Raw genomic sequence first — 26237 nt, forward strand, 5'->3', positions numbered from 1 at the left:
TCCGCCCTTTATTTCCAGATATTCAACGGCGACATGATCCAGAAGCCGACCACGATGAGCCACACCACGCAAACCGGAATGAAAACCTTCCAGCCCAGACGCATGATCTGGTCATAGCGGTAGCGCGGGAACGTGGCACGCGCCCAGATGAATACCGACAACAGGAAGAAAACCTTGGCGACGAGCCAAACGATGCCCGGGATAAACGACAGGAAGCCGAACGGTGCGCTCCAGCCGCCGAGGAACAGCGTTGCAGCCAATGCCGAGATCACGATCATGTTGATGTACTCGGCGAGGAAGAACAGCGCGAACGCCATCCCCGAGTAATCGATCATGTGGCCCGCGACGATTTCCGACTCACCTTCCACCACGTCGAACGGGTGACGGTTCGTTTCGGCGATGCCCGAGATGAAGTACACGACGAACATCGGCAAGAGCGGCAGCCAGTTCCACGACAGGAAGTTCAAGCCGTAGCCGGCGAAAATGCCGCGTTCCTGCGAACCGACGATGTCCGACAGATTCAGACTGCCCGACGTCATCAGCACGACGACGAGGGCGAAGCCCATTGAAATTTCGTACGAGACCATTTGAGCGGCCGCGCGCATGGCACCGAGGAACGCGTACTTCGAGTTCGACGCCCAGCCCGCCAGGATCACGCCGTACACGCCGATGGACGAGATCGCCATTGCGTAAAGCAGACCGGCATTGATGTCGCCGAGAACCGCACCGGCCTGGAACGGAATCACCGCCCAGACCGCGAAGGCCGGCACCACCACCATGATCGGCGCGATCATGTAAATCCAGCGGCTCGCCTGGGCCGGCTGAATCACTTCTTTCAGCAACAGCTTCAGCACGTCGGCGATCGGCTGCAGCAAGCCTGCAGGGCCGACGCGGTTCGGGCCGAGACGCACGTGCATCCAGCCGATCAGCTTACGCTCCCAGAGAATCAGGTAAGCCACGCACAGCAGGATCACGACGGCCACCACCAGGATGCGCACGAGTGCCCACACCGTGGGCCATGCCACACCGAGAAGCTGGGTGCCGCCCGAGTTGATCGTATCGAACAAGCTCATTTACGCCTTCTCCACCACCAGTTCACCGAACAGGCTGCCCAGCGCTGCACCGGCAGGCGTAGCCGCCGATACGCGGACGACCGTCTCCGCAAGATTTGCATCGCGCACGGCCGGCAACTGCACCGATTGCTCGCCCTGGCGCACGCGCACTGCGTCGCCTTCCTTCAAACCCAGTTTGTCGAACAGCGCAGCCGGCAGGCCGACCGAGTTCGCCGCGCGCGCCGCTGCCGTCAGATGCAGCGACTCGGCGCGACGCACAATCGCGTCGGCGTGGTAAATCGGCACGTTGGCGATACGCTCGAACTTGCCTTCCGCTGCCTTCGCTGCCTTGCCGCGCGCAACCGTGACGTCCGTCTTGTTCGACAGACGCGACTTGATCTCGCCGTCACCGAGGGCTGCCGTGCGCACTTCTTCCGAGGTATCGAATTCGAAGCCCGGCACACCCAGCAGGCTGCCCAACACACGCAAAACTTTCCACGCCGGACGCGTATCGCCAAGCGGACGCACGACGCCGTTGAAAGTCTGCACGGTACCTTCGGCGTTGACGAACGTACCGGCCGTTTCCGTGAACGGCGCGATCGGCAGCAGCACGTCAGCGTACTCGGCGCCAATCTGGAACGGCGACATCACGACGACCATTTCAGCCTGCTTCAGCGCGGCCAAAGCCTGCACCGGATTGGCCGTGTCGAACTCGGGTTCGACGTTCAGCAGCACATAACCCTTGCGCGGTTGCTCGAACACTTCGCGAGCGTTCAAACCACCCTCACCCGGCAATGCATTCACGAGGTGCGCGCCGACCGTGTTAGCGGCTTCCGTGAGGAAACCCAGCGTAGCGCCGGTCGCGTCTGCGATCCATTGCGCTGCGGCGTGAATCGCGGCGAAGTCCGGATGACGAACCGCGGCGTTGCCGAGCAGTACCACGCGATGTTCGCCGGTAGCGAGCGACTTCGCGACCTGCTTGCCGGCGTCCGTGGCTTGTGTGCCAGCGAAGGCTTCCGGCAGTGCCACGCCATTTGCTTCCGATACCGCGCCGGCGATGCCAGCCAGTGCATCGAGCCATGCCGACGGTGCGGCAACCACGCGTTGCGCCTGCGGAATCAGCGCGTCGTCATTGGTGGCTTGCACGAGCGTGAGCTTGGTCCCGCTCTTGGCAGCCTGACGCAGACGCGCGGCGAACAGCGGATGATCGCGGCGCAGGTCCGAGCCGATCACGAGCGCTGAATCCAGGTTCGACAGATCAGCGATCGCCGTGCCGAGCCACGGTGCACCGTTGACGGGTGCGGAGAAATCCGACTGACGCAGACGGAAGTCGACGTTAGGCGTGCCGACCGCTTGCGCCAGCTGCTTCAACAGGAACAGTTCTTCGACCGTGCTGTGGGCGCTGCCGAGCGCGGCCAGCGCGCTCGCGCCGTGATCGCCCTTGATGCCCTTCAGACCCTTGACGACGTATTCAAGCGCGGTTTGCCAATCGGTCTCGACCCACTTGCCGCCTTGCTTGAGCATAGGCTGCGTGAGACGTTCCGGGCTGTTCAGGGCTTCGTACGAGAAGCGGTCTTTGTCCGAAATCCAGCATTCGTTGATGGATTCGTTTTCGAACGGCAGAACACGCATCACGCGGTTGTTCTTGACTTGCACCACGAGGTTGGCACCGACGGAATCGTGCGGGCTCACCGACTTGCGGCGCGACAGTTCCCACGTGCGGGCGCTGTAGCGGAACGGCTTGCTGGTCAGCGCGCCAACCGGGCACAGATCGATCATATTGCCCGACAGTTCGGAGTCGACCGTCTTGCCGACGAACGACGTGATTTCCGAATGCTCGCCGCGGCCCAGCATGCCGAGTTCCATCACGCCGGCGACTTCCTGGCCGAAGCGGACGCAACGCGTGCAGTGAATGCAACGAGACATTTCTTCCATCGAGATCAGCGGACCGACGTTCTTGTGGAACACCACGCGCTTTTCTTCGCTGTAACGCGACGACGACTTGCCGTAGCCCACGGCCAGATCCTGCAACTGACACTCGCCGCCCTGATCGCAGATCGGGCAATCCAGCGGGTGGTTGATCAGCAGGAATTCCATCACGGCTTGCTGGCCCTTCACCGCCTTCTCGGACTTGGTGCGCACGATCATGCCGGCGGACACCGGCGTGGCGCATGCGGGCACGGCCTTCGGCATCTTTTCGACATCGACCAGACACATCCGGCAGTTGGCCGCAATCGACAGCTTCTTGTGATAGCAGAAGTGAGGAATGTACGTGTCGACCTTATGCGCAGCCTGGATCACCATGCTGCCTTCAGGCACCTCTACTTTCTTGCCGTCTATTTCAAGTTCAACCATGATGGTCAATCTTCCTTAACCTGTTACCGCTCAATCGTTCGCCCTGTTCATCGCCCGTTCCGGACGATGAATCCCGCGGTTGACGTGTTCTGGTGCGCTATTCGGCGTACTCAGGCAGCCACTGTTTCTGACGCCGCTGCCGCACCGGCGTGACCGCCGACGAGGCAATGCTTATGGGCGACGTGGTATTCGAATTCGTCCCAGTAGTGCTTGAGCATGCCGCGAACCGGCATGGCCGCTGCATCGCCGAGCGCGCAAATCGTGCGGCCCATGATGTTTTCAGCAACCGAGTTCAGCAGATCCAGATCTTCCGGACGGCCTTGCCCATGTTCGATACGATGCACGACGCGATACAGCCAGCCGGTACCTTCGCGGCACGGCGTGCACTGACCGCACGACTCTTCGTAATAGAAATACGACAGACGCAGCAGCGAACGCACCATGCAACGCGTCTCGTCCATCACGATGACCGCACCGGAACCGAGCATCGAGCCAGCCTTGGCGATCGAGTCGTAGTCCATGTCGGTCTGCATCATGATGTCGCCCGGGATCACCGGTGCCGACGAGCCGCCAGGAATCACGGCCTTGATCTTCTTGCCGCCGCGCATGCCGCCGGCGAGTTCCATCAGCGTCGCGAACGGCGTGCCGAGCGGAACTTCGTAGTTGCCCGGACGCTCGACGTCGCCGGCGACCGAGAAAATCTTCGTACCGCCGTTGTTCGGCTTGCCGATCTCGAGGTAATTCTGCGGACCAATCGCGAGCAGGAACGGCACCGCCGCAAACGTCTCGGTGTTGTTGATCGTGGTGGGCTTGCCATAGACGCCGAAGCTCGCCGGGAACGGCGGCTTGAAGCGCGGCTGGCCTTTCTTGCCTTCGAGCGATTCGAGCAACGCGGTTTCTTCGCCGCAAATGTAGGCGCCGTAACCATGGTGCGCATGCAGTTCGAACGAGAAGCCCGAACCCATGATGTTGTCGCCGAGGAATCCGGCACGGCGGGCTTCATCCAGAGCCTGTTCGAAGCGCTTGTAGACTTCCCAGATTTCGCCGTGGATGTAGTTGTAGCCGACCGTAATGCCCATCGCGTACGCGCCGATGGCCATGCCTTCGATCAGCGAATGCGGATTGAAGCGAAGGATATCGCGATCCTTGAACGTGCCCGGCTCGCCTTCGTCCGAATTGCAGACGAGATATTTCTGACCCGGGAACTGACGCGGCATGAAGCTCCACTTCAGGCCGGTCGGGAAACCCGCACCGCCACGGCCGCGCAAACCCGACGCCTTGACGTCGGCAATTACCTGCTCGGGCGGAATTTTTTCTTCCAGAATGCGGCGCAGCTGGGCGTAACCGCCGCGCGCCACATAGTCTTCGAGATGCCAGTTGTCACCGTTCAGGCCGGCGAGAATCAGCGGTTTGATGTGACGATCGTGTAAAGACGTCATTTCGAAAGTTCCTCGAGCAGCTGGTCGATCTTCGCGCGGCTCATGAAGCTGCACATGCGATGGTTGTTCACCAGCATCACCGGCGCGTCGCCGCACGAACCCATGCACTCACCTTCTTTCAGGGTGAATTTGCCGTCGGGCGTGGTTTCGCCGAAGTCGATGCCGAGCTTCTGCTTCAGATATTCCGCGGCACTGTCTGAGCCGCCATCCGGGCCGAGCTGGCACGGCAGGTTCGTGCAGAGCGTGATCTTGTACTTGCCGACCGGCGAGGTCTCGTACATCGTGTAGAAGGTAGCCACCTCCTGCACGGCGACCGCCGGCATGCCGAGATAGTCCGCGACGAACTGCATGAGTTCGGGCGACAGCCAGCCATGCTCTTCCTGAGCAGTAGCCAGCGCCGACATCACGGCGGACTGTTTCTGATCGGCGGGATACTTCGCGATCGCACGATCGATTTCTTTCAGGCCTTCAGCTGAGATCATTTTCAGACACGACTCTTTCAATTCCTACCGAACGAAAACCCGTCGCGCGTTGCATGTTGCGACAGACCCGGCGTTCCTTTGCTTGACGCGCGCTTCGGTGCAACCTGAAGACGCGCGCGGATGAATACGTCCTAGCGATCCACTTCGCCGAACACGATGTCCTGCGTACCGATGATCGTCACAGCGTCGGCGATCATGTGACCGCGCGCCATTTCATCGAGTGTGGACAGGTGTGCATAGCCCGGCGCGCGAATCTTCAGGCGATACGGCTTGTTCGCGCCGTCCGAGATCAGGTAGATACCGAACTCGCCCTTCGGATGTTCGACGGCGGCGTATGCCTCGCCTTCCGGCACATGGAAGCCTTCCGTGAAGAGCTTGAAGTGGTGAATCAGATCTTCCATGTTCGACTTCATGCCGACACGCGACGGCGGCGCAACCTTGTGATTGTCGACCATCACCGGGCCGGGATTCTTACGCAACCACTCAATGCACTGTTTCACAATCCGCGTGGATTGGCGCATTTCTTCGACGCGAACCAGATATCGGTCATAGCAGTCGCCATTCACGCCGACCGGAATGTCGAAATCAAGCTTGTCGTAGACTTCGTACGGCTGCTTCTTGCGCAGATCCCACTCGATACCCGAGCCGCGCAACATCGCGCCGGTCATACCGAGGTTCAGCGCGCGCTCTGGCGTGACCACGCCAATCCCAACCAGACGTTGCTTCCAGATCCGGTTGTCGGTCAGCAGCGTTTCGTATTCGTCGACACACTTCGGGAAACGCGTAAAGAAATCGTCGATGAAGTCGAGCAGCGAACCCTGGCGGTTCTCGTTCATCCTCGACAATGCCTTGGCATTGCGAATCTTCGAAGCCTTATATTGCGGCATGGCGTCAGGCAGATCGCGATACACGCCACCCGGACGGTAGTAAGCAGCGTGCATCCGTGCACCGGACACCGCTTCGTACACGTCCATCAGGTCTTCGCGTTCGCGGAACGCGTACAGAAACACCGCCATTGCGCCGACGTCCAGCGCGTGTGCGCCGATCCACATCAGGTGGTTCAACACCCGCGTGACTTCGTCGAACATGACGCGGATGTACTGCGCACGCACCGGCACTTCAATGCCGAGCAGCTTTTCGATTGCCATCACGTAGCCGTGTTCGTTGACCATCATCGACACGTAGTCGAGACGATCCATATACGGCACGGACTGGATGAAGGTTTTGGTTTCCGCGAGCTTTTCTGTCGCGCGATGCAACAGGCCGATATGCGGATCGGCGCGCTGAATGACTTCGCCGTCGAGTTCGAGCACGAGGCGCAGCACACCGTGCGCGGCCGGATGCTGAGGGCCGAAGTTGAGCGTGTAGTTCTTGATCTCTGCCATGGCGTTCTCTTAGTGTTTCAGACCGCCATAGCGATCCTCGCGGATCACGCGCGGCGTGATTTCCCGCGGCTCGATCGTCACAGGCTGATAGACGACGCGCTTCTCTTCCGGGTCGTAACGCATTTCGACATAACCGGAGACGGGGAAATCTTTACGGAACGGGTGACCAATGAAACCGTAGTCAGTCAGGATGCGGCGCAAGTCCGGGTGGCCTTCGAAGACGATGCCGTACAGGTCGAATGCTTCGCGCTCGTACCAGTTGGCCGAACTCCAGATATCGACGACTGACGCGACGATCGGCACTTCGTCGTCCGGCGCGAACACACGCAGACGCAGACGCCAGTTGTTCTGCACCGACAACAAATGCAGAACGGCCGCGAAACGCGGGCCGTCGTAGGCGCCATCGCCATAGGTCTGATAGTCGACGCCGCACAGATCCATCAGCTGCTCGAAACCGAGCGAGCGGTCGTCGCGCAGACGCGTTGCCACATTGATGTAGTCGCTCGCCTTCACGACGATCGTCAACTCACCGATTGCCTCGGTGGTGCTCAACAGGAGGCCGCCAAAGGCCGCCTCGAGGTTCGCTTTCAGGGTCTCGAGTTTGCTTGCCATATTGTGGGGGAGGCGTTGGCCTTATTGACGGGCGATGGTGTTGGTGCGACGGATCTTGGCCTGCAGCTGGATCACGCCATACACCAGCGCTTCCGCCGTAGGCGGGCAACCCGGCACATAGACGTCGACCGGCACGATCCGGTCACAGCCGCGCACCACCGAATAGGAATAATGGTAGTAGCCGCCGCCGTTCGCGCACGAGCCCATCGAAATCACCCAGCGCGGCTCGGCCATCTGGTCGTAGACCTTGCGCAAAGCCGGCGCCATCTTGTTGCACAGCGTGCCGGCGACGATCATCACGTCCGACTGACGCGGACTCGGACGAAACACCACGCCGAAACGGTCAAGGTCATAACGGGCAGCGCCCGCATGCATCATCTCGACCGCGCAGCACGCGAGACCGAACGTCATCGGCCACAACGAGCCGGTGCGCGTCCAGTTGATCAGTTTGTCTGCCGTAGTGGTGACAAACCCTTCCTTCAAGACCCCTTCGATACTCATTTGCTTTCCACTCCAGACGGGGCGGCAAGCCATGGCCACCCACGCAAACCGGCGATTAATCCATCATTCCCAGTCGAGGCCGCCCTTCTTCCAGATATAGGCAAAGCCCAGCAGGAATTCGAGCAGGAAAATCATCATCGCCATGAAGCCAGTCCAGCCGATGTCGCGCAGGGCCACACCCCACGGAAACAGGAACGCGGTTTCAAGGTCGAAAATGATGAAGAGAATGGCGACGAGGTAGTAACGCACATCGAACTTCATGCGCGCATCTTCGAATGCTTCGAAGCCGCACTCGTATGGTGCGTTTTTCTCGGTATCGGGCTTGTTGGGACCGAGGATCTTGCCGATGCTGACCAGTGCTACGCCTAAACCGGTGCCCACAATGAGGAACAACAAGACGGGGAAATAGGCTGCGAGGTTCAAGACTATCCTCTATCGGTTGGTTCTGAATGCCGCCAAGAGCATAGCACTCTTGGCGCGAAATCACTTCGGCAACGCACATGCCGCCCAACGTAAGCCGCGCGTCAGAAGTGAAAATGCCAGCCGAAGCGAAGCAAGCGGCTGGCATTTAGATAACATTTGGTGCCGACGGCGAGACTCGAACTCGCACAGCTTTCGCCACTACCCCCTCAAGATAGCGTGTCTACCAATTTCACCACGTCGGCACTAATTGCAATCCGGGAAAACAACTTATAAAACCCGCGAATCGCTTCAAGACTTAGATTGTAACTGGTCTAAACAGTTTGTTCAACGCACAAAAGCACTTTGAACGAAAAATTTATTTCGGCACATCGGTCGCCGGGACGGACGCAGCCGACGCCGGCAATACGGCCGAACCACCCGCCGGTGCAGACGCTGCAGACGCCGCAACCGGTGCGGTCACAGCCGTACCCAGCAAGCCTGCCGACGGTTTCGCGCGATACGCGCCGAGGTAGGTAAGCGTCAATGTCGTTACAAAAAACACGGCTGCGAGCACGGCCGTAGTACGCGACAAAAAGTTTGCCGAACCGGTCGCGCCGAACAGACTGCCCGATGCGCCGCTACCGAAAGCAGCGCCCATATCGGCGCCTTTGCCGTGTTGCAGCAAGACAAGGCCAATGACCCCAAGTGCCGACAACAGCTGAACGACGATAATCAATGTTTTCAAATACAGCATCACACTCACCTGAGTCTTTATTTAACCGCGCCACACAAATTGTGCCGCGCGGGATTGGGTCATCCTCGCCAAGGCGCCCTGCCTAACCGGCGACGCTCGTCGCGGCCGCCGCCTTGCAGATCGCCAGGAAATCCTGGTCTTTCAACGACGCGCCGCCAATCAGGCCACCGTCGATATCCGGCTCGCGGAACAATTCTTCCGCGTTCTCCGGCTTCACACTGCCGCCATACAACACCGGTACGTCTGCCACCGCCGCGCCCTTGGCCGCCAGGCGAGAGCGCAAAAAAGCATGCACTGCCTGCGCCTGCCCGGACGTAGCGCTCTTGCCAGTACCGATTGCCCAAACCGGCTCATACGCGACGACGATGCGCGCCGCATCGTCCGCCGACAAATTCGCCAACACCGCATCCAGTTGCGCGCCGACCACCTGTTCCGTCGAACCGGCTTCACGCTCTTCGAGCGTTTCGCCGACACAGACGATCGGGGTCAAACCCGCCTCCAGTGCGCGCTGCGTCTTCACCGCAACCAGGTCCGAGCTTTCACGATGGTAAGCACGGCGCTCCGAGTGACCCACAATCGCAAGCGTGGCGCCAAAATCCACCACCATCTGCGCCGCCACTTCGCCGGTATAGGCCCCATGCGTGAATGCGGAGACATCCTGCACGCCCCACACGACCTTGCTGCCTTCCAGCAACGACTGGGTCTGCGTGAGATAAGGGCACGGCACACAGACACCGACGCGCACATCGGCCGGCAATTCGCCCGCACCTTGCGCCACGGCCTGCAACAGCGTTGCGTTCCCGGCGAGGCGCCCGTGCATCTTCCAGTTACCGACTACCAGCTTGGCTCGTTGTTTCGACATCGTCTCGTCGTCTCATCTTGTATTGGCGGCGGACTTGGTTTGCGCCTATGCCCGCCTTTCGGATTCATGCGGCGTGCGCAAAACGCGCAATTTTACTGCGTGGGGTGGATCGGGTCAAACCGACCGTGTCAAGCGTCCTGACCCCAAGTCAGCACGATCTTGCCGACGTGCGTGCTGCTTTCCATCAGCGCATGCGCTTCAGCGGCTCGCGCGGCCGGAAATACACGGTGCACCACCGGCTTGATGCGGCCATCTTCGAGATGCGGCCACACGCGCTCTTTCAACTGCGCGGCGATCTTCGCCTTGAATTCGATCGGCCGCGGACGCAACGTCGACCCCGTCACCGTCAAACGGCGGCGCAGCACTTCGTTCAGATTCAGCTCCGCTTTCGCACCGCCCAGCAAAGCGATCAGCACGATGCGGCCGCCGTCGGCCAGCGCGGTCAGCTCGCGGGGCACGTAGCTGCCCGCCACCATATCGAGGATCACATCGACGCCGCGATCGTTCGTCAGCGACTTGATGACCTCGACGAAATCCTCAGTCTTGTAGTTGATCGCCCGCTCAGCGCCGAGCGCCTCGCACGCGCGACATTTTTCATCCGATCCGGCCGTGGCGAACACGCGAAAACCCAGTGCGTGCGCGATCTGGATCGCCGTCACACCAATGCCGCTCGAGCCGCCTTGCACCAGCAGCGTCTCGTTCGGCGCGCCCTCGCCCTTGCCGAGTTGCGCACGGTCGAACACATTGCTCCACACCGTGAAGAATGTTTCCGGCAGCGAAGCCGCTTCGACATCCGACAAGCCCGCGGGCACCGGCAAGCACTGCAACAGCGGCGCGGTCGCGTATTCCGCGTAGCCGCCGCCTGCAAGCAAGGCGCACACGCGGTCACCCACTTTCAGACCGAACGGATTGCTCTTCTCGTCGATGGTACCGCCGACGATCTCGCCCGCCACTTCCAGCCCCGGCAGGTCCGAAGCGCCCGGCGGCGGTGCATAGCCGCCTTTGCGCTGGAACACGTCCGGGCGATTGATGCCCGATGCCGCCACCTTGATCAGCACCTCGCCCGCTTTCGGCTGCGGCGTGGGCCGCTCCGCCAGCTTGAGCACTTCCGGCGCACCAAATTCGGTGATTTCGATCGCTTTCATCTGCGTCAACTCCAAGATTGGATTGCGTTGCCTACCGTCGGAAATCGTCTGAATCGAGACAAAATGCCTCATCCAGACAGAGTACCCGTTTGCGTCGGTTCGCACCTGTCTGCGCCAGCTTGTACCTGCCGGCAACGCAATCCACCCTGCACCCCTCATGAAAAACGGCCGGCACGCATTCGCGCTGCCGGCCGTCGCCCTGCTACCGCATTACTGCGGCGAGGACTCGCCTTGCGGCGCGCCGTTCGGAGCGTCGTTCAGCAACGCCTTGGCCGACAAACGCACGCGGCCCTTTTCGTCCGTCTGGATAACCTTGACCTTCACCTGCTGGCCATCCTTCAGGTAGTCGTTGATGTCCTTGATACGCTCGTTGGCAATTTCGGAGATGTGCAGCAGACCGTCCTTGCCCGGCAGGATGTTCACAATCGCGCCGAAATCGAGCAGCTTGAGCACGGTACCTTCGTACACCTGGCCCACTTCGACTTCCAGCGTGATGTTCTCGATACGCTTCTTCGCTTCGGCCATCCCTTCGCTGCTCGTACTGGCGATGGTGACAACGCCGTCGTCCGAAATATCGATCGTCGTGCCGGTTTCTTCGGTCAGCGCGCGAATCACCGAACCACCCTTGCCGATCACGTCGCGGATCTTTTCCGGGTTGATCTTGATGGTGATCATGCGCGGTGCGTAGTCCGACAGCACCGTGTTGGCGCCCGACACAGCCGCGGTCATCTTGCCGAGGATGTGCATACGGCCTTCCTTCGCTTGCGCGAGAGCGACCTGCATGATTTCCTTGGTGATGCCCTGGATCTTGATGTCCATCTGCAGCGCGGTCACGCCTTGCTCGGTACCCGCCACCTTGAAGTCCATGTCGCCGAGGTGATCTTCGTCGCCGAGGATGTCGGTCAGGACGGCAAACTTGTTGCCTTCCAGGATCAGGCCCATCGCGATGCCGGCGACGTGCGCCTTCATCGGCACGCCGGCGTCCATCAGTGCGAGGCAGCCGCCGCACACCGAAGCCATCGACGACGAACCGTTCGATTCGGTGATTTCCGAGACGACGCGGATCGAGTAACCGAATTCGTCGGCGCTCGGCAGGCACGCAGCCAGCGCGCGCTTGGCCAGACGGCCGTGACCGATTTCACGGCGCTTCGGCGAACCGACGCGGCCCGTTTCGCCGGTCGCGAACGGAGGCATGTTGTAGTGGAGCATGAAGCGTTCGCGGTACTCGCCTTCGAGCGCGTCGATGTTCTGCTCGTCGCCCTTCGTGCCCAGCGTTGCGACCACCATGGCTTGCGTTTCGCCACGCGTGAACAAGGCTGAGCCGTGCGTACGCGGCAGCACGCCGGTCCGGATTTCGATCGGGCGCACGGTGCGCGTGTCGCGGCCGTCGATACGCGGCTCGCCGTTCAGGATTTGCGAACGGACGATCTTCGCTTCAATGTCGAACAGCACATTGCCGACGCTAGCCTTGTCCGCCGCAACCGTGCCGGCTGCCGCAGCTTCTTCTTCCAGCTTGGCCGACGTTGCCGCGTAGACTTCCTTCAGCTTGGTCGAGCGAGCCTGTTTGTCGCGAATCTGATACGCGCCGAGCAGATCGGCTTGCGCCAGTTCCGTCACGCGGGCGATCAGCGGCTCGTTCTTCGCCGCCGGCTGCCAATCCCATTCCGGCTTGCCGCCTTCGGCGACCAGTTCGTGGATCGCGTTGATCGCGATCTGCATTTGATCGTGGCCGAACACCACTGCGCCGAGCATCACTTCTTCGGTCAGTTGCTGCGCTTCCGATTCCACCATCAGCACCGCGCGTTCCGTACCGGCGACGATCAGGTCGAGCGCCGATTCCTTCATTTGCGGACGCGTCGGGTTCAACACGTATTCGTTGTTGATATAGGCCACGCGTGCTGCGCCGACCGGGCCGTTGAACGGCAGGCCGGACACGGCGAGCGCCGCCGACGCGCCGATCAGCGCGGGGATGTCAGCGGGGATTTCGGGGTTCAACGACAGGACGTGGATCACGACCTGAACTTCGTTGTAGAAGCCTTCCGGGAACAGCGGGCGCAGCGGACGGTCGATCAGGCGCGAGATCAGCGTCTCGCCTTCCGACGGGCGGCCTTCGCGGCGGAAGAAACCGCCGGGGATCTTGCCTGCAGCGTAGGTCTTTTCGAGGTAATCGACGGTCAGCGGGAAGAAGTCCTGGCCCGGCTTGGCAGTCTTGGCGCCGACCACGGTAGCCAGCACGACGGTGTCTTCGACGTCGACGATCACCGCACCGCTCGCCTGGCGAGCGATTTCGCCCGTTTCGAGGCGAACGTTGTGTTGTCCCCACTTAAATTCTTTGACGATCTTGTTGAACATAGTCATTTCTTTTCCTCATCGTTATGCCGCGCGGACCAGAAGCGGCGCGGCAACGCCAGGACCGGCGCCACATGGGAAGAGTAGTGTTATGCCATTCCAGAGAACCACGCTCTACGTGATGTACGCGCGCGAACCGCTGGAATGACACAAAGCTCCGCCCTGAAGCCCGGCCGTATTTCTACTTTTTACTGCTATTTCCCTGCTGGCCGCCACATGAATCGTCACGCTAGCGCGACCGGCAGGCGGTGCGCATCACATGAAGCGCACCGTGCAAAAACAAAATGCCTGTATCAGTGGAACTGACACAGGCATCTTGCTGAACGACTGGCCGATTACTTACGCAGACCCAGCTTCTCGATCAGTGCACGGTAACGATCCGCATCCTTACCCTTCAGGTAGTCGAGCAGCTTACGACGGCGGCTCACCATGCGCAGCAGACCGCGGCGGCTGTGGTGATCCTTCGTGTGAGCCTTGAAGTGAACGGTCAGTTCGTTGATGCGGGTCGTGAGCAGCGCGACCTGAACTTCGGGGGAGCCCGTGTCGTTAGCTGCGCGTGCGAATTGCGCAACGACGTCGGACTTCTTGCTTGTTTCAACTGCGGACATGTCGATTTCCTTGAGAACTAGACAGGCGGTCACGGAAGAAAGGCCGTGCCGTGGGTTACCCGTGTGTGCAATCCATGCAATTCATAGAATCTTTGCAAGCATGCCTCACAACGGGACCCGTATTGTAGCACAGCCCAATCCGGCCGCGAACCCTGCTGTACCGGGCGGGATCGGGACCTGCCCACGCCGGCCGGGGGGCGCCTTACGGCCGTTTCATCTTGCAGACGGTCGCCGGCACCGTGCGCTCGGGCGGCAAAGCCAGCACCGTGCGGAAACCGTAGCCTGAGCCTTCGTTGTCGAACTTGACGCCCGGCGTACCAGCTTTGTCCATCTCCATCACGTAAAGGGGCTGGATCAGCTGATGGTCGTCGGGCCGCATCCACGAAGCATGAAAGCCGTTGTCGAACTTGATCCCTTCCAAGGCGCGGGCGACGGCGGTTGGGTCGGCACTCCCGGCGCGATTCATTGCCGCGGCGAGCGTTTCGATCATCAATACCATGCGCAGCACCGGGTAGTCGTCCCGGGCAGCCGGAAAACGCGCGCGAAATGCCGCATACCATGCGTCTGAGGCCGCTCCGCCGGCATTCGGGTGCCAGTCGGCCACCGCGATCACATGCTTGACGCCGGCATCGCCCAGCGCGGCCGGCGCGCCAAGGCTATTGCCATAGAACGTGTAGAACCGGGTGTCCAGGCCCTGCTCCCGCGCCGCTTTGACGAGCAGCGTCAGATCGTTGCCCCAGTTGCCGGTGATCACCGCGTCGGCGCCGCTCGCGCGGATCTTCGCGATGTACGGCGCGAAGTCCTTCACGCGGCCAATCGGATGGAACTCGTCACCGACCACGGCGATGTCCGGGCGCTTCGCGGCAAGCGTCGAACGCGCCAGACTGCTGACATCGTGGCCGAAACTGTAGTCCTGGTTCAGCAGATAGACTTTCTTCACCGCCTTATCGCGCTGGATCACGTCGGCCAGCGCATCCATGCGCATGCCCGCGTGCGCGTCGAAGCGGAAGTGCCAGAAACTGCAATTGGCGTTGGTCAGTGCAGGATCGTCGGCGGAATAGTTGAGGAACAGTTCGCGGTTGTCCGGCTCGCGGCTGTTCTGCTTGTCGATCGCGCCGATCAGCGCGGCCGCCACGGCTGAACTGTTGCCCTGCATGATGTAACCGATGTGCCGGTCCGCGGCGGCGCGCAGTTGCACCAGCGCCTCTTCCGTGCTGCCTTTGCTGTCGAGCACGACCAGTTCGAGCGGATGTGCGCCGTCGGCGAGCTTCACACCACCTTGCGCATTCACCTGTTCGACGCCGAAGCGCAGATTGCGCTCCACCGCCGCGCCTGCATTCGCGAACGGGCCGGACATGCCTTCGATCAGCGCCAGCTGGATCGGCCTACCCGTGGGCTTATTGACCGGCTTACCTGCCGGACCCGACGCCGCCTCCCCTGCGGCGTGAGCCGCCACGGCCATCGAAATCGCCGCCAGCGCGACGACTGCCGCTGCTGCCGCCCGTTGCCACTTCGCCATCGTCATTGCCCCGCTTGATTCGTCGAAGCGCGGATCATAGGGCGTTCCAGACGGAATAAGCAAGCCGGCGAATTCGTTATTGTGTATCCAGCGACACCTCGCACGAAGCACAGATCTTTTGCCGTCGCCCGTGTCAAAATAATGCGTCTCGATGATAAAAAACCGCTACTCAAATGCCATCGGAGGAATTCATGTTCAACCGCCACCCATCCACGGCGGCCTCGATCGAAGCGCAGACCGCAGCACCTCTGCGCCGCGCCGCGCTCGTCTGCCTGAGCGCGCTCACGCTCACGCTCACGGTTGCGCTCGCCGGCTGCGCGCAGCCCTGGCAGCAATACACCCAGGGCGCGGACGCATCGACCATCGTCGCCCGCCTCGGCGCACCGCGTGAAAGCTACGACCTGCCCAACGGCGGCAAGCGGCTGATGTGGCCGACCCAGCCGATGGGCGAAACCACCACCGCTGCCGATATCGACGCATCCGGCAAGATTGTCTCGGTACGCCAGGTGCTTCAGCCTAACGAGTTCTACCGCGCGGAAATCGGCAAGTGGACGAAGAGCGACGTGCTGGTGAACTTCGGCCGTCCGGTCGAAACCTCGTACTTCCCGCTGATGAAGCGTGAGGTCTGGACGTATCGCTATCTGGAAGACAACGTCTGGTACATGATGTACAGCTTCTATTTCGACGATCAGGGCATTGTGCGTCTCACGCAGAAAACACCTGACCCGCTGCACGATCCGGATCGCCGCAACCTGTTCTGAGCGTCCGCTCGAACCCATTGCGTATGAATCTGCGAAGCCGCCTCCTCAGGCGGCTTTTTTTATTTATGTCGCATGACGGCGAATTTTATTTCGTGCACGGCGGATTTATTTTTTGATAGAAAGGCTTTCGTAATAATTGATTCCGCGCCGACTGCGCTTCCCGTGATCCGCAGACAGCCGTGGATCCGGCTATGAATCGATGCCCCTACCTACGGAGCCGCTCTCGATGAACCGTCCGAAACGTCTGCTAGTCGCCAATGTCGCATGGGCGCACGAAACCGCTGCGCGCAACCCCGAATTTTTCCGTGATCTGGTGCGAGGCCAGAATCCGCACGTGCTGTGGGTCGGCTGCTCGGACAGCCGTGTGCCCGCGGAAACCATCACGCATTGCGAGCCAGGCGATCTGTTCGTTCACCGCAACATCGCCAACCTCTTCCATCCCGACGACGACAACTCCGCGAGCGTCCTTGAATATGCCGTGCGGGTACTTAAGGTGGGGCACGTAATCGTCTGCGGTCACTATGGCTGCGGCGGCGTGCGCGCCGCCCTGCTACCGCCGGAACCCACGCTGCCACACGTCAATCGCCGGATCGCGCCGTTATGCGCGTTAGCAAAAGCACATAGCGACGAGTTCAGGAGTCATGCGAGCGAGCAGGCGCGTGTTAATCGCCTCGCGGAACTCAACGTGCTCGAACAGGTGCGCCAGTTGCGCGCAAGTCCGATCGTACGGGACGCCGCCCCCGCACCGCTCGTTCACGGCTGGATCTTCGCGCTCGAGGATGGCCGCATCAAGGTACTCACGTCCGGCTACGAAGCCGACGACGCAATGACCTGCGCGACAGCCGCCCATAGCGCCGCGGCCTGATGCGCGGCTTTTATCGCGAACGGCCCTCGATTTGAGCCTCGCCGCCTACGCAACGCCAAACACTACTGCACCGACTCCATGAACCTTCGAGCTTTCTTTTCCACGTTTCAGCGCGATCTACTGGCCGGCACCGTTGTTTTTCTGGTGGCGTTGCCGCTGTGTCTGGGTATCGCGAACGCATCGGGCGTCGAGCCATTTGCCGGGCTTGTGTCGGGCATCGTCGGCGGTCTGGTGGTGGCCGTGCTGAGCGGTTCGCGCCTGAGCGTCAGTGGGCCGGCGGCGGGCCTCGTCGTGATCGTCGTCGACGGAATCGCGCAACTTGGCAGCTTCCCGGCATTCCTGCTCGCAGTGCTGCTGTCTGGCGCGATTCAGTTCGGCTTCGGGATGTTGAAGGCCGGCAGATTCGCGGCCTATGTGCCGTCGCCGGTCATCAAAGGCATGCTTGCGGCGATCGGCGTGCTGCTGATCGTCAAACAATTCCCGCTTGCGCTCGGGCTGTTCAGTTCGAATGCGCCGGCCGGGTCGCAAGCTGCCGCGCAGATGGCCGGCACCGTAACGACCCCGTTCGGCTCGATATCGCCTGCGGCCTGCGTAATCACGTTGCTGTCGCTAGCGATTCTGGTGGGCTGGGAAACCCGCGCGCTGCGCCGCTTCAGACTCGTGCGCCTCGTCCCCGCGCCGCTCGCCGTGGTTCTGCTGGGGATCGGCGCCACGCTGCTACTCGGCCTGCTCGCCCCGTCGTTTGCGCCACCTGCCGAGCATCGCGTCGCGCTGCCGTCGATCGAATCCTTTGGCGCGTTGCGGCTCGCCCTCGAATGGGCCGACTTCGGGCCGCACTTCGCACAACTCGTCAATCCCGATGTCTGGCGCGTCGCCATCACGCTGGCGATTGTCGCAAGTCTCGAAACGCTGTTGAGCCTCGAAGCCGTCGAGCAGATCGACCCTGCCCGACGCGCCGCACCGCCGGATCGCGAATTGAAGGCGCAGGGCGTGGGCAATCTGATCGCCGGCGCGATCGGTGGCTTGCCGATCACCTCGGTTATTGTGCGCAGTTCCGCGAACGTGCACGCGGGCGCCCAGAGCCGGCTCTCCGCAATCATTCATGGCGTGTTGCTGCTGGTCAGCGTCTTCCTGCTCACCAGCATCATCAACCTGATTCCGCTTGCCTGCCTCGCGGCCATTCTTATCTTTACCGGCGTCAAGCTCGCCAAGCCATCGTTGTTCGTCGGCATCGCGAGGCAAGGTTTTGCGCCGTTTGCACCGTTCATCGTCACGCTGGTCGGCGTGCTCGCCACCGATCTGCTGATCGGCATCGTGCTCGGCGTTCTGTGCAGCGTGTTGCTCGCGCTGTATGAGAATCTGCGCAGCCCGATCGTGCTCGCACAGCATGGCGATCACTATCTGCTGTCGTTTCGCAAGGACGTGTCGTTTCTCGGCAAGGTGCCGCTCAAGCACTATCTGCAACAGATTCCCGACGGCGCGACCCTGATCGTCGACGCAACGCGCGCCGACTTCGTCGATCACGATGTGCGTGAACTGCTGGACACGTTTGTCGCCGATGCGCCGCGCCGCGAGATCGCGGTTGAAGTGCGGCATCAAGCACAGGCACAGGCACGCGCGGCGCGTGGTTGGTCGATGCGGCGTGCAGCGACAGAGTAGTCTGAGTCGAGGTAATGCGATTGCAAGCGCCGCAAAAAAAGAAACCCCGTGCCGTTCAGGGCACGGGGTTTCTTATCGTCTTCTTGTCAATCTGGTTCAGCAAAGCGCGCAGCCAAGGGCACGCCTGCAGCCATCACTCCGAGCGTTGCGGATTCAATTTATCGACGTTCGAATACAGCTTGTTGAGCGCCGAGATGTAAGCCTTCGCGGAAGCCGCAACGATATCCGGATCGGTGCCCACGCCGTTGACGATCCGCCCGCTCTTCGACAAGCGCACGGTCACTTCGCCCTGCGCCTGCGTACCGGTCGTGATCGCATTCACCGAATACAGCAGCAGTTCCGACCCGCTGCCCACTTCCGTTTCAATCGCATTGAGCGTGGCATCCACCGGACCGTTGCCGCGCGCTTCGCCGGTCACTTCCTTGCCTTCGACCGAGAACACGATCTTCGCGTGCGGTTGCTCGCCGGTTTCCGAATGCTGCGACAGCGACAGGAACTTGTAGTGCTCTTTCTCCTGCGCCTCAGCCGACTCCTCGGTGACGATCGCAATGATGTCTTCGTCGAAGATTTCCGACTTGCGGTCAGCCAATTCCTTGAAGCGTGCGAACGCGGTGTTCAACTCGCCTTCGCTATCGAGCGCGATACCCAGTTCCTGCAAACGTTGCTTGAACGCATTGCGGCCCGACAACTTGCCCAGCACGATCTTATTCGCGCTCCAGCCCACATCTTCGGCACGCATGATTTCGTACGTGTCGCGCGCTTTCAGCACGCCGTCCTGGTGAATGCCGGATGCGTGCGCAAATGCGTTCGCGCCAACCACCGCCTTGTTCGGCTGCACGACGAAACCGGTGATCTGCGACACCAGCTTCGATGCCGGCACGATCTGCGTCGTGTCGAGACCGACATCGAGGCCGAAGTAATCCTTGCGGGTCTTGACCGCCATCACGATTTCTTCGAGCGACGTATTGCCCGCGCGCTCGCCAAGCCCGTTGATCGTGCACTCGACCTGACGCGCGCCGCCAATCTGCACGCCGGCCAGCGAGTTCGCCACGGCCATGCCAAGGTCGTTATGGCAATGCACCGAGAACACGGCCTTATGCGAGTTCGGAATCCGCTCACGCAGCGTCTTCACGAGCTGGCCATACAACTCCGGCACGCCATAGCCGACCGTGTCCGCGATGTTGATGGTGGTGGCGCCCTCGGCGATCACCGCTTCCAGCACCCGGCACAGGAAATCCATGTCCGAGCGGCTGCCGTCTTCCGGCGAAAACTCGACGTCGTCTGTGAATTTGCGGGCGAAACGCACCGCCAGCTTCGCCTGTTCGAACACCTGATCCGGTGTCATGCGCAGCTTCTTTTCCATATGCAGCGGCGACGTTGCGATGAACGTGTGGATGCGGAAATGATCGGCCGGTTTGAGTGCGTCGGCAGCGCGTTGAATGTCTTTGTCGTTGGCACGGGCCAGCGAGCAGATCGTGCTGTCCTTGATCAGGCCCGCGATCGTCTGGATCGAATCGAAGTCGCCGTTCGAGCTGGCCGCGAAGCCCGCTTCGATCACGTCCACTTTCATCCGTTCGAGTTGCTTGGCGATACGGATTTTTTCTTCTTTCGTCATCGACGCGCCGGGCGATTGCTCGCCGTCGCGCAACGTGGTGTCGAATATGATCAGTTTGTCGGACATGTCGGGTCTCCTGGGGAGTCGTTCAATTGCGGGGATCGGATTCTGGAATTTTGGGATTCGCGCCACCGTTGGCGACGCTATAAACCACAGACGAGGCAGACGGAGGGCAAAAAGCTCGGCGATCAGCGCGGTAGACGCGCCGCACTGGCGCGCCTGGCTGCGCACCGGCTTGTTGAGGCTCGCGTCGCGGCTCAAATGGGAACGCGAACGCATCTCTCGAACGACTATAGCGGCATTCCCCTCATCGTGCAATTGGCGTCAGACCTGCCTGCCGCGCGCCGTGGGACGGGCTCCAAAACGAAAAACGGCAGCCTCGCAAGGCTGCCGTTTTCTTGTGTCGCTTTCATGCACCGGTTGGGCGCTTTACCTGTCCCGTGCCACGGACCGAGCCGGGTTCGCTCTGCCCCGCAGCGCCTGATAACCCCAGAACACATAGCCCGACAGACCGTACAGCACGAACAGGCCAAACAGCATCAGCGGCGGATCGGACGACACCAGCACGAACGCCACGACCACTAGCAAAATCACGCCGAACGGCACGCGGTGCCGCACGTCGAGCGCCTTGCCACTGTAGAAAGGCGCGTTCGAGACCATCGTCACACCGGCGTAAATGGTCAGTACGAAGGCAACCCACGGCAGCCACACCAGCTTGAGCGGCACGCGGTTGTCGGTGGCGAGCCACACGAAGCCGGCGATCAGCGCCGCGGCTGCGGGGCTCGGCATACCCTGGAAGAAACGCTTGTCGACCACGCCGATGTTCGTATTGAAGCGCGCCAGACGCAGCGCCGCCCCCGAGCAGTAAACGAACGCGGCAAGCCAGCCCCAGCGGCCGAGATCCTTCAGAATCCACTCGTACATCACGAGCGCCGGCGCCACGCCGAACGACACCATGTCAGAGAGGCTGTCGAACTGCTCGCCGAACGCACTCTGCGTATGGGTCATACGGGCGACGCGGCCGTCCATGCCGTCCAGCACCATTGCCACGAAGATCGCGATCGCCGCGATTTCGAAGCGCACGTTCATCGCCTGCACCACAGCGAAGAAGCCGCAGAAGAGCGCAGCGGTGGTGAACGCGTTCGGCAACAGATAAATGCCGCGCTTTCTCAGGAACTGCTGACGTTGCGCGCGCCGGCTATCGACTGCCGGCGACTCCGCCACGATCGGCTTGTTACGGCGGAACGGACGCGGCAGCGGTCCACTGTTACGGGGTCGACGCGGTTTGAATGCGGCCATTCGGAAAACCTCCTTGGTGCCGCTTTATAGTTCAGCGAGGATCGTGGACGACGCGGAAACCTTCTCACCGATCGACACACGCGGACGGCTGCCAACCGGCAGATACACGTCGACGCGCGAGCCAAACCGGATAAATCCATAGCGTTGACCACGTGTGAGCGGCTCTCCGGCCCGCACGTAGCAAAGAATCCGCCGTGCAATCAGGCCGGCGATCTGCACCGAGGTCACCGTCTGGCCACCGGCCATCTGGATCACCACCGCATTGCGCTCGTTTTCGGTCGAAGCCTTATCCACGGCGGCATTCAGGTACGCGCCCGGGAAATATTCGACCTTGGAGATCGCGCCGTCTACCGGCGAGCGTTGAGAATGGACGTTGAATACGTTCATGAACACGCTGATTTTCAGCGCTTCACGGTTGGCATACGGGTCATGCGCTGTTTCGACCGCGACGATACGGCCGTCTGCCGGGCACAGCACAGCGTTGGCCTGAGTCGGAATCGGGCGCGCCGGATCGCGGAAGAACTGCACCACGAAGGCCAGAAGCAGCCAGAACAGCCATGCCAAGCCGAACCCCGCGAAGAATTGAACCAGTAATGCTACGACGGCTGCGATGGCGATGAACGGCCAGCCTTCTCGCGCGATGATCGGATGAGGGTAATTCATGGATGGCTTCAGTATTTTTGTAAAACCGTAGGATAGCAAAAGCCGCCCAGGGTTCAGCACCCTTGGACGGCTTTTTGCATTACCGGCTGCCGCGACGATGCGCCGCGCCGGTCAGATTCGGCAGAACTGGCTTCTTAGTTCTTCGACTGGTCGACCAGCTTGTTCGCGGCGATCCACGGCATCATCGAACGCAGCTTCGCGCCCACCGTTTCGATCTGGTGCTCGGCCGTCAGACGGCGGCGCGATTGCAGCGTCGGTGCGCCGGCCTTGTTTTCGATGATGAAGCTCTTTGCGTACTCGCCGGTTTGAATGTCCGTCAGCACGGCCTTCATCGCCTTCTTCGTTTCAGCCGTCACGATACGCGGACCCGTCACGTACTCGCCGTATTCGGCGTTGTTCGAGATCGAGTAGTTCATGTTCGCGATGCCGCCTTCGTAGATCAGGTCGACGATCAGCTTCAGTTCGTGCAGGCATTCGAAGTACGCCATTTCCGGCGCGTAGCCTGCTTCCACCAGCGTTTCGAAGCCGGCCTTGATCAGGTCGACCGTACCGCCGCACAGCACGGCTTGTTCGCCGAACAGGTCGGTTTCCGTTTCTTCGCGGAAGTTCGTTTCGATGATGCCGGCACGGCCGCCGCCGTTCGCTGCCGCGTACGACAAAGCGATGTCACGTGCTGCGCCCGACTTGTCTTGCGCGACGGCGATCAGGTGGGGCACGCCGCCACCTTGCGAGTACGTACCGCGAACCGTGTGGCCCGGCGCCTTCGGCGCGATCATGATCACGTCGAGGTCGGCACGCGGAATCACTTGACCGTAGTGCACGTTGAAGCCGTGTGCGAAGGCCAGTGCCGCGCCTTGCTTGATGTTGGCGTGCACTTCCTTTGCGTAGACGTCGGCGATCTGCTCGTCCGGCAGCAGCATCATGACGACGTCCGCGCCCTTGACGGCTTCCGCCACTTCCTTGACTTGCAGGCCGGCGTTCTCAGCCTTGCTCCACGATGCGCCGCCCTTGCGCAGACCGACCGTGATGTTCACGCCGCTTTCCTTCAGGTTCAGCGCGTGAGCATGGCCTTGCGAGCCATAGCCGATGATGGTGACTTGCTTGCCCTTGATGAGGGAGAGGTCGGCGTCCTTGTCGTAGAAAACTTTCATGTCGGTTCCTTGGCTAAATTCGGTGAAATCAGTGAAATACAAATACTGCGAATGTTGTGTTGCTGGCCGGACGGCGCCAGTTGCCGGCACTGCCCGGTTTCGATCGAGACGGTTAAGACGGCAAATAACCGCAACTCAGCGCGCGCGTCAAACCTTCAGAATGCGCTCGCCGCGGCCGATACCCGAACTGCCCGTACGGACGGTTTCGAGAATCGCGGTCGCGTCGATCCCTTCGATGAAGGCATCGAGCTTATCGCTCGCGCCCGTCAATTCGATCGTGTAGGTCTTTTCTGTGACGTCAATGATCCGGCCGCGGAAAATATCCGACATCCGTTTCATCTCCTCACGTTCCTTGCCGACCGCCCTCACCTTGATCAACATCAGCTCGCGCTCGATGTGGGCGCCCTCGGTAAGGTCGACCACTTTCACCACCTCGATCAGGCGGTTCAGATGCTTCGTGATCTGTTCGATCACGTCGTCCGAGCCAATGGAAACGATGGTCATGCGCGACAGCGAACGGTCTTCGGTCGGAGCCACCGTCAAGGTTTCAATGTTGTAGCCGCGTGCCGAGAAGAGACCGACCACGCGTGACAACGCGCCCGGTTCGTTTTCCAGCAGGACTGAAATGATGTGTCTCATGTTTCGCTTCTTCCAGATGTTTTGTCGATGTATGCGAGCCGGTTCGCGCCGCTTCGTCCGCTTTCGCCCTTTGTGGAGGCGCGCTTGACGAAGCCAACGCTGCGTTTAACTCAACGCGCCGTCGTTATAGATCTTCCGATCCCATGAGCATCTCGGTGATGCCCTTGCCGGCCTGAACCATCGGCCAGACGTTTTCGGTCGGATCGGTCTGGAAATCGAGAAACACCGTGCGATCTTTCAGGCGCAGCGCTTCCTTCAACGCCGGTTCCACATCGGCCGTGCGTTCGATACGCATGCCGACATGGCCGTACGCTTCGGCGAGCTTCACGAAATCCGGCAGCGCATCCATGTACGAATGCGAATAGCGCTTGCTGTATTCGATCTGCTGCCACTGGCGCACCATGCCCAGATAGCGGTTGTTCAGCGAAATGATCTTCACCGGAGTCTCGTACTGCTTGCAGGTCGAGAGTTCCTGGATACACATCTGGATCGAGCCTTCGCCCGTGATACAGAGCACGTCGTCGTCCGGGTGCGCCATCTTCACGCCCATCGCCGCCGGCAGGCCGAAGCCCATCGTGCCGAGGCCACCGGAGTTGATCCAGCGGCGCGGCTTGTTGAAGCGATAGAACTGCGCCGCCCACATCTGGTGCTGACCGACGTCGGAACACACGAAGGCATTGCCGTCGGTCAGTTCCCACGCCTTTTCCACCACGTACTGCGGCTTGATGATGTCGCTCTTGCGGTCGAACTTCAGGCAGTCTTTGGCGCGCCAGGCTTCGATGTCCTTCCACCAGTCGGCGAGCGCCGCGGTGTCCGGGCCATGCTCGGCCGTCTGCAACTGCTCGATCAACTCCTTCAACACTTCCTTCACGTCGCCGACGATCGGAATGTCGACCTTGACGCGCTTGGAGATGGAAGAAGGATCGATGTCGATATGGATGATCTTGCGCGGGCGCGACGCGAAGTGCGCCGGGTCGCCGATCACACGGTCGTCGAAGCGCGCGCCGATCGCGATCAGCACGTCACAGTGCTGCATCGCCATGTTGGCTTCGTACGTACCGTGCATGCCAAGCATGCCGAGGAATTTCTTGTCGCTCGCGCGGTAGCCGCCCAGACCCATCAGCGTATTGGTGACGGGATAGCCGAGCAGATCGGCGAACTGGTTCAGCTCACGCGACGCATCCGCGAGGATGATGCCGCCGCCGGTATAGATATAAGGACGTTTGGCCGACAGCAACAAGGCCACGGCCTTGCGAATCTGGCCGGAGTGACCTTTCGTGACCGGGTTATACGAGCGCAGCGAAACGCTCTTGAGCGGTTCGTACTGGCACGGCATCTTCGAGACGTCTTTCGGAATGTCGATCAGCACCGGGCCTGGACGGCCGGTACGGGCGATGTAGAAAGCCTTCTTGACGGTAGCGGCGAGGTCGCGCACGTCCTTCACGAGGAAGTTGTGCTTCACGCAAGGACGCGTGATGCCGACCGTATCGCACTCCTGGAACGCATCCTGACCGATCGCAGCAGTCGGCACCTGGCCGCTGATGATCACCATCGGGATCGAATCCATGTAGGCCGTCGCGATGCCGGTCACCGCATTGGTGACGCCGGGGCCGGAGGTCACGAGGCACACACCCACTTTCCCGGTGGAACGCGCATAGGCGTCAGCGGCGTGGACTGCGGCTTGTTCGTGGCGCACGAGGACGTGCTGGAATTTGTCCTGCTTGTACAGCTCGTCGTAAATGTAGAGTACCGAGCCGCCGGGATAGCCCCAGATAAACTCGACGTCTTCGTCGGCCAGTGCCTTCATGAGCACGGTGGCGCCGATAGAGTCAGCTTCGGGATGGGGGGTCGTATCCGACGTGGAGAATTCCGCGCTGGGCATATTCATTTATTCACCTTTCGAATTTTCGGCAAAAAATTGATCGGGTGCTCTCTGCCGGGCTTGTGGCTCGGGTTCAAGCGGCGCGTCCAGTTGACAGGTGAGCTTCTTGGGCCACACCTCAATTGAGACAAGTCACTTATGTTGCGAACCAGCGACGATATCTGCAGATGTCCGCGCGGTCAAGCAAATATTGCCCTGGCGCCCTGCCCCCAATCTCACTAACGAATAAAAACGACCG

23 protein-coding genes and 1 tRNA gene are annotated in these 26237 nt (G+C 61.0%); 3 read left to right on the forward strand and 21 right to left on the reverse strand.

Features of this window, described 5'->3' with window-relative positions; all coding sequences use genetic code 11:
- Positions 1-8: 8 nt before the first annotated feature.
- The 15 genes from nuoH to GH665_RS15085 form a co-directional block, all read right to left on the reverse strand.
- A complete protein-coding gene (gene nuoH, locus GH665_RS15015; protein ID WP_030102893.1) occupies positions 9-1073 on the reverse strand; it encodes an NADH-quinone oxidoreductase subunit NuoH in 1065 nt (354 codons plus the stop codon).
- A complete protein-coding gene (nuoG, locus tag GH665_RS15020; protein ID WP_153136520.1) occupies positions 1074-3407 on the reverse strand; it encodes an NADH-quinone oxidoreductase subunit NuoG in 2334 nt (777 codons plus the stop codon).
- Positions 3408-3517: 110 nt separating this feature from the next.
- Complete coding sequence (gene nuoF, locus GH665_RS15025; protein WP_028196944.1) at positions 3518-4846, reverse strand: NADH-quinone oxidoreductase subunit NuoF; 1329 nt, start codon at positions 4844-4846, stop codon at positions 3518-3520.
- Complete coding sequence (gene nuoE, locus GH665_RS15030; RefSeq protein WP_007175612.1) at positions 4843-5328, reverse strand: NADH-quinone oxidoreductase subunit NuoE; 486 nt, start codon at positions 5326-5328, stop codon at positions 4843-4845. The genes nuoF and nuoE overlap by 4 nt, the downstream gene beginning before the upstream one ends.
- Positions 5329-5459: 131 nt before the next feature.
- A complete protein-coding gene (locus GH665_RS15035; protein WP_153136521.1) occupies positions 5460-6713 on the reverse strand; it encodes an NADH-quinone oxidoreductase subunit D in 1254 nt (417 codons plus the stop codon).
- 9 nt (positions 6714-6722) lie between these two features.
- A complete protein-coding gene (locus tag GH665_RS15040; RefSeq protein WP_153136522.1) occupies positions 6723-7325 on the reverse strand; it encodes an NADH-quinone oxidoreductase subunit C in 603 nt (200 codons plus the stop codon).
- A 21-nt stretch (positions 7326-7346) separates the two neighbouring features.
- Positions 7347-7826, reverse strand: coding sequence for a NuoB/complex I 20 kDa subunit family protein (locus tag GH665_RS15045; protein ID WP_006052903.1), 480 nt, complete (start codon positions 7824-7826; stop codon positions 7347-7349).
- Between the two features lie 63 nt (positions 7827-7889).
- Entirely contained in the window at positions 7890-8249 is a 360-nt protein-coding gene (locus GH665_RS15050; protein WP_025496704.1) for an NADH-quinone oxidoreductase subunit A, read from the reverse strand.
- A 157-nt stretch (positions 8250-8406) separates the two neighbouring features.
- A tRNA-Leu gene (locus tag GH665_RS15055) sits at positions 8407-8491 on the reverse strand.
- Positions 8492-8604: 113 nt separating this feature from the next.
- Entirely contained in the window at positions 8605-8982 is a 378-nt protein-coding gene (gene secG / locus GH665_RS15060) for a preprotein translocase subunit SecG (protein WP_025496077.1), read from the reverse strand.
- 82 nt (positions 8983-9064) lie between these two features.
- Positions 9065-9844: a triose-phosphate isomerase gene (tpiA, locus tag GH665_RS15065; protein ID WP_153136523.1), complete on the reverse strand. Its 780-nt coding sequence runs from the start codon at positions 9842-9844 to the stop codon at positions 9065-9067.
- 128 nt (positions 9845-9972) lie between these two features.
- Positions 9973-10989 (reverse strand): NAD(P)H-quinone oxidoreductase, encoded by a 1017-nt coding sequence (locus GH665_RS15070; protein ID WP_153136524.1) that lies wholly within the window; start codon positions 10987-10989, stop codon positions 9973-9975.
- Positions 10990-11199: 210 nt separating this feature from the next.
- On the reverse strand, positions 11200-13347 hold the full coding sequence (gene pnp, locus GH665_RS15075) for a polyribonucleotide nucleotidyltransferase (protein WP_174771722.1): 2148 nt from the start codon (positions 13345-13347) through the stop codon (positions 11200-11202).
- 326 nt (positions 13348-13673) lie between these two features.
- Positions 13674-13946: a 30S ribosomal protein S15 gene (gene rpsO / locus GH665_RS15080; protein ID WP_025496081.1), complete on the reverse strand. Its 273-nt coding sequence runs from the start codon at positions 13944-13946 to the stop codon at positions 13674-13676.
- Positions 13947-14148: 202 nt separating this feature from the next.
- Positions 14149-15471, reverse strand: a complete 1323-nt coding sequence (locus tag GH665_RS15085; protein ID WP_153138491.1) for a branched-chain amino acid ABC transporter substrate-binding protein — start codon at positions 15469-15471, stop codon at positions 14149-14151.
- 185 nt (positions 15472-15656) lie between these two features.
- On the opposite strand from GH665_RS15085, the gene GH665_RS15090 reads away from it, so the two are divergent.
- The 3 genes from GH665_RS15090 to GH665_RS15100 all read left to right on the forward strand — a co-directional run bounded on the left by GH665_RS15090 (position 15657) and on the right by GH665_RS15100 (position 18750).
- The gene (locus tag GH665_RS15090; RefSeq protein ID WP_153136525.1) at positions 15657-16226 is read left to right on the forward strand and encodes a hypothetical protein; all 570 of its coding nucleotides are present in this window, start codon (positions 15657-15659) and stop codon (positions 16224-16226) included.
- A 226-nt stretch (positions 16227-16452) separates the two neighbouring features.
- Positions 16453-17091: a carbonic anhydrase gene (locus GH665_RS15095; RefSeq protein ID WP_153136526.1), complete on the forward strand. Its 639-nt coding sequence runs from the start codon at positions 16453-16455 to the stop codon at positions 17089-17091.
- A 78-nt stretch (positions 17092-17169) separates the two neighbouring features.
- A complete protein-coding gene (locus GH665_RS15100; RefSeq protein ID WP_153136527.1) occupies positions 17170-18750 on the forward strand; it encodes a SulP family inorganic anion transporter in 1581 nt (526 codons plus the stop codon).
- A 133-nt stretch (positions 18751-18883) separates the two neighbouring features.
- On the opposite strand, the gene GH665_RS15105 is transcribed toward GH665_RS15100, so the two are convergent.
- From GH665_RS15105 to GH665_RS15130, 6 genes are all read right to left on the reverse strand, one after another.
- Positions 18884-20431, reverse strand: a complete 1548-nt coding sequence (locus GH665_RS15105; RefSeq protein WP_153136528.1) for a 2-isopropylmalate synthase — start codon at positions 20429-20431, stop codon at positions 18884-18886.
- Positions 20432-20794: 363 nt separating this feature from the next.
- Entirely contained in the window at positions 20795-21664 is an 870-nt protein-coding gene (gene pssA / locus GH665_RS15110; RefSeq protein ID WP_120345687.1) for a CDP-diacylglycerol--serine O-phosphatidyltransferase, read from the reverse strand.
- A gap of 24 nt (positions 21665-21688) precedes the next feature.
- Positions 21689-22327, reverse strand: coding sequence for a phosphatidylserine decarboxylase (locus GH665_RS15115; RefSeq protein ID WP_025496088.1), 639 nt, complete (start codon positions 22325-22327; stop codon positions 21689-21691).
- 134 nt (positions 22328-22461) lie between these two features.
- On the reverse strand, positions 22462-23478 hold the full coding sequence (gene ilvC / locus GH665_RS15120; protein ID WP_025496089.1) for a ketol-acid reductoisomerase: 1017 nt from the start codon (positions 23476-23478) through the stop codon (positions 22462-22464).
- 147 nt (positions 23479-23625) lie between these two features.
- Positions 23626-24117: an acetolactate synthase small subunit gene (ilvN, locus tag GH665_RS15125; RefSeq protein WP_011487482.1), complete on the reverse strand. Its 492-nt coding sequence runs from the start codon at positions 24115-24117 to the stop codon at positions 23626-23628.
- A 124-nt stretch (positions 24118-24241) separates the two neighbouring features.
- Positions 24242-26005: an acetolactate synthase 3 catalytic subunit gene (locus GH665_RS15130; RefSeq protein WP_153136529.1), complete on the reverse strand. Its 1764-nt coding sequence runs from the start codon at positions 26003-26005 to the stop codon at positions 24242-24244.
- Positions 26006-26237 lie beyond the last annotated feature (232 nt).

This window comes from Paraburkholderia agricolaris, from assembly GCF_009455635.1.
Taxonomy (GTDB): Bacteria; Pseudomonadota; Gammaproteobacteria; order Burkholderiales; family Burkholderiaceae; genus Paraburkholderia; species Paraburkholderia agricolaris.

Excerpts from the sequence above, each read along its gene's own strand:
- pnp (WP_174771722.1), bottom strand. The coding sequence starts at position 13,347 with ATGACTATGTTCAACAAGATCGTCAAAGAATTTAAGTGGGGACAACAC.
- pssA (WP_120345687.1), bottom strand. The coding sequence starts at position 21,664 with ATGGCCGCATTCAAACCGCGTCGACCCCGTAACAGTGGACCGCTGCCG.
- GH665_RS15085 (WP_153138491.1), bottom strand. The coding sequence starts at position 15,471 with ATGACGATGGCGAAGTGGCAACGGGCGGCAGCAGCGGCAGTCGTCGCG.
- ilvN (WP_011487482.1), bottom strand. The coding sequence starts at position 24,117 with ATGAGACACATCATTTCAGTCCTGCTGGAAAACGAACCGGGCGCGTTG.
- GH665_RS15100 (WP_153136527.1), top strand. The coding sequence starts at position 17,170 with ATGAACCTTCGAGCTTTCTTTTCCACGTTTCAGCGCGATCTACTGGCC.
- nuoE (WP_007175612.1), bottom strand. The coding sequence starts at position 5,328 with ATGATCTCAGCTGAAGGCCTGAAAGAAATCGATCGTGCGATCGCGAAG.
- nuoG (WP_153136520.1), bottom strand. The coding sequence starts at position 3,407 with ATGGTTGAACTTGAAATAGACGGCAAGAAAGTAGAGGTGCCTGAAGGC.
- GH665_RS15095 (WP_153136526.1), top strand. The coding sequence starts at position 16,453 with ATGAACCGTCCGAAACGTCTGCTAGTCGCCAATGTCGCATGGGCGCAC.
- GH665_RS15045 (WP_006052903.1), bottom strand. The coding sequence starts at position 7,826 with ATGAGTATCGAAGGGGTCTTGAAGGAAGGGTTTGTCACCACTACGGCA.
- GH665_RS15040 (WP_153136522.1), bottom strand. The coding sequence starts at position 7,325 with ATGGCAAGCAAACTCGAGACCCTGAAAGCGAACCTCGAGGCGGCCTTT.
- GH665_RS15105 (WP_153136528.1), bottom strand. The coding sequence starts at position 20,431 with ATGTCCGACAAACTGATCATATTCGACACCACGTTGCGCGACGGCGAG.
- GH665_RS15115 (WP_025496088.1), bottom strand. The coding sequence starts at position 22,327 with ATGAATTACCCTCATCCGATCATCGCGCGAGAAGGCTGGCCGTTCATC.
- GH665_RS15130 (WP_153136529.1), bottom strand. The coding sequence starts at position 26,005 with ATGAATATGCCCAGCGCGGAATTCTCCACGTCGGATACGACCCCCCAT.
- secG (WP_025496077.1), bottom strand. The coding sequence starts at position 8,982 with ATGCTGTATTTGAAAACATTGATTATCGTCGTTCAGCTGTTGTCGGCA.
- nuoF (WP_028196944.1), bottom strand. The coding sequence starts at position 4,846 with ATGACGTCTTTACACGATCGTCACATCAAACCGCTGATTCTCGCCGGC.
- nuoH (WP_030102893.1), bottom strand. The coding sequence starts at position 1,073 with ATGAGCTTGTTCGATACGATCAACTCGGGCGGCACCCAGCTTCTCGGT.
- ilvC (WP_025496089.1), bottom strand. The coding sequence starts at position 23,478 with ATGAAAGTTTTCTACGACAAGGACGCCGACCTCTCCCTCATCAAGGGC.
- GH665_RS15090 (WP_153136525.1), top strand. The coding sequence starts at position 15,657 with ATGTTCAACCGCCACCCATCCACGGCGGCCTCGATCGAAGCGCAGACC.
- GH665_RS15035 (WP_153136521.1), bottom strand. The coding sequence starts at position 6,713 with ATGGCAGAGATCAAGAACTACACGCTCAACTTCGGCCCTCAGCATCCG.
- GH665_RS15070 (WP_153136524.1), bottom strand. The coding sequence starts at position 10,989 with ATGAAAGCGATCGAAATCACCGAATTTGGTGCGCCGGAAGTGCTCAAG.
- tpiA (WP_153136523.1), bottom strand. The coding sequence starts at position 9,844 with ATGTCGAAACAACGAGCCAAGCTGGTAGTCGGTAACTGGAAGATGCAC.
- rpsO (WP_025496081.1), bottom strand. The coding sequence starts at position 13,946 with ATGTCCGCAGTTGAAACAAGCAAGAAGTCCGACGTCGTTGCGCAATTC.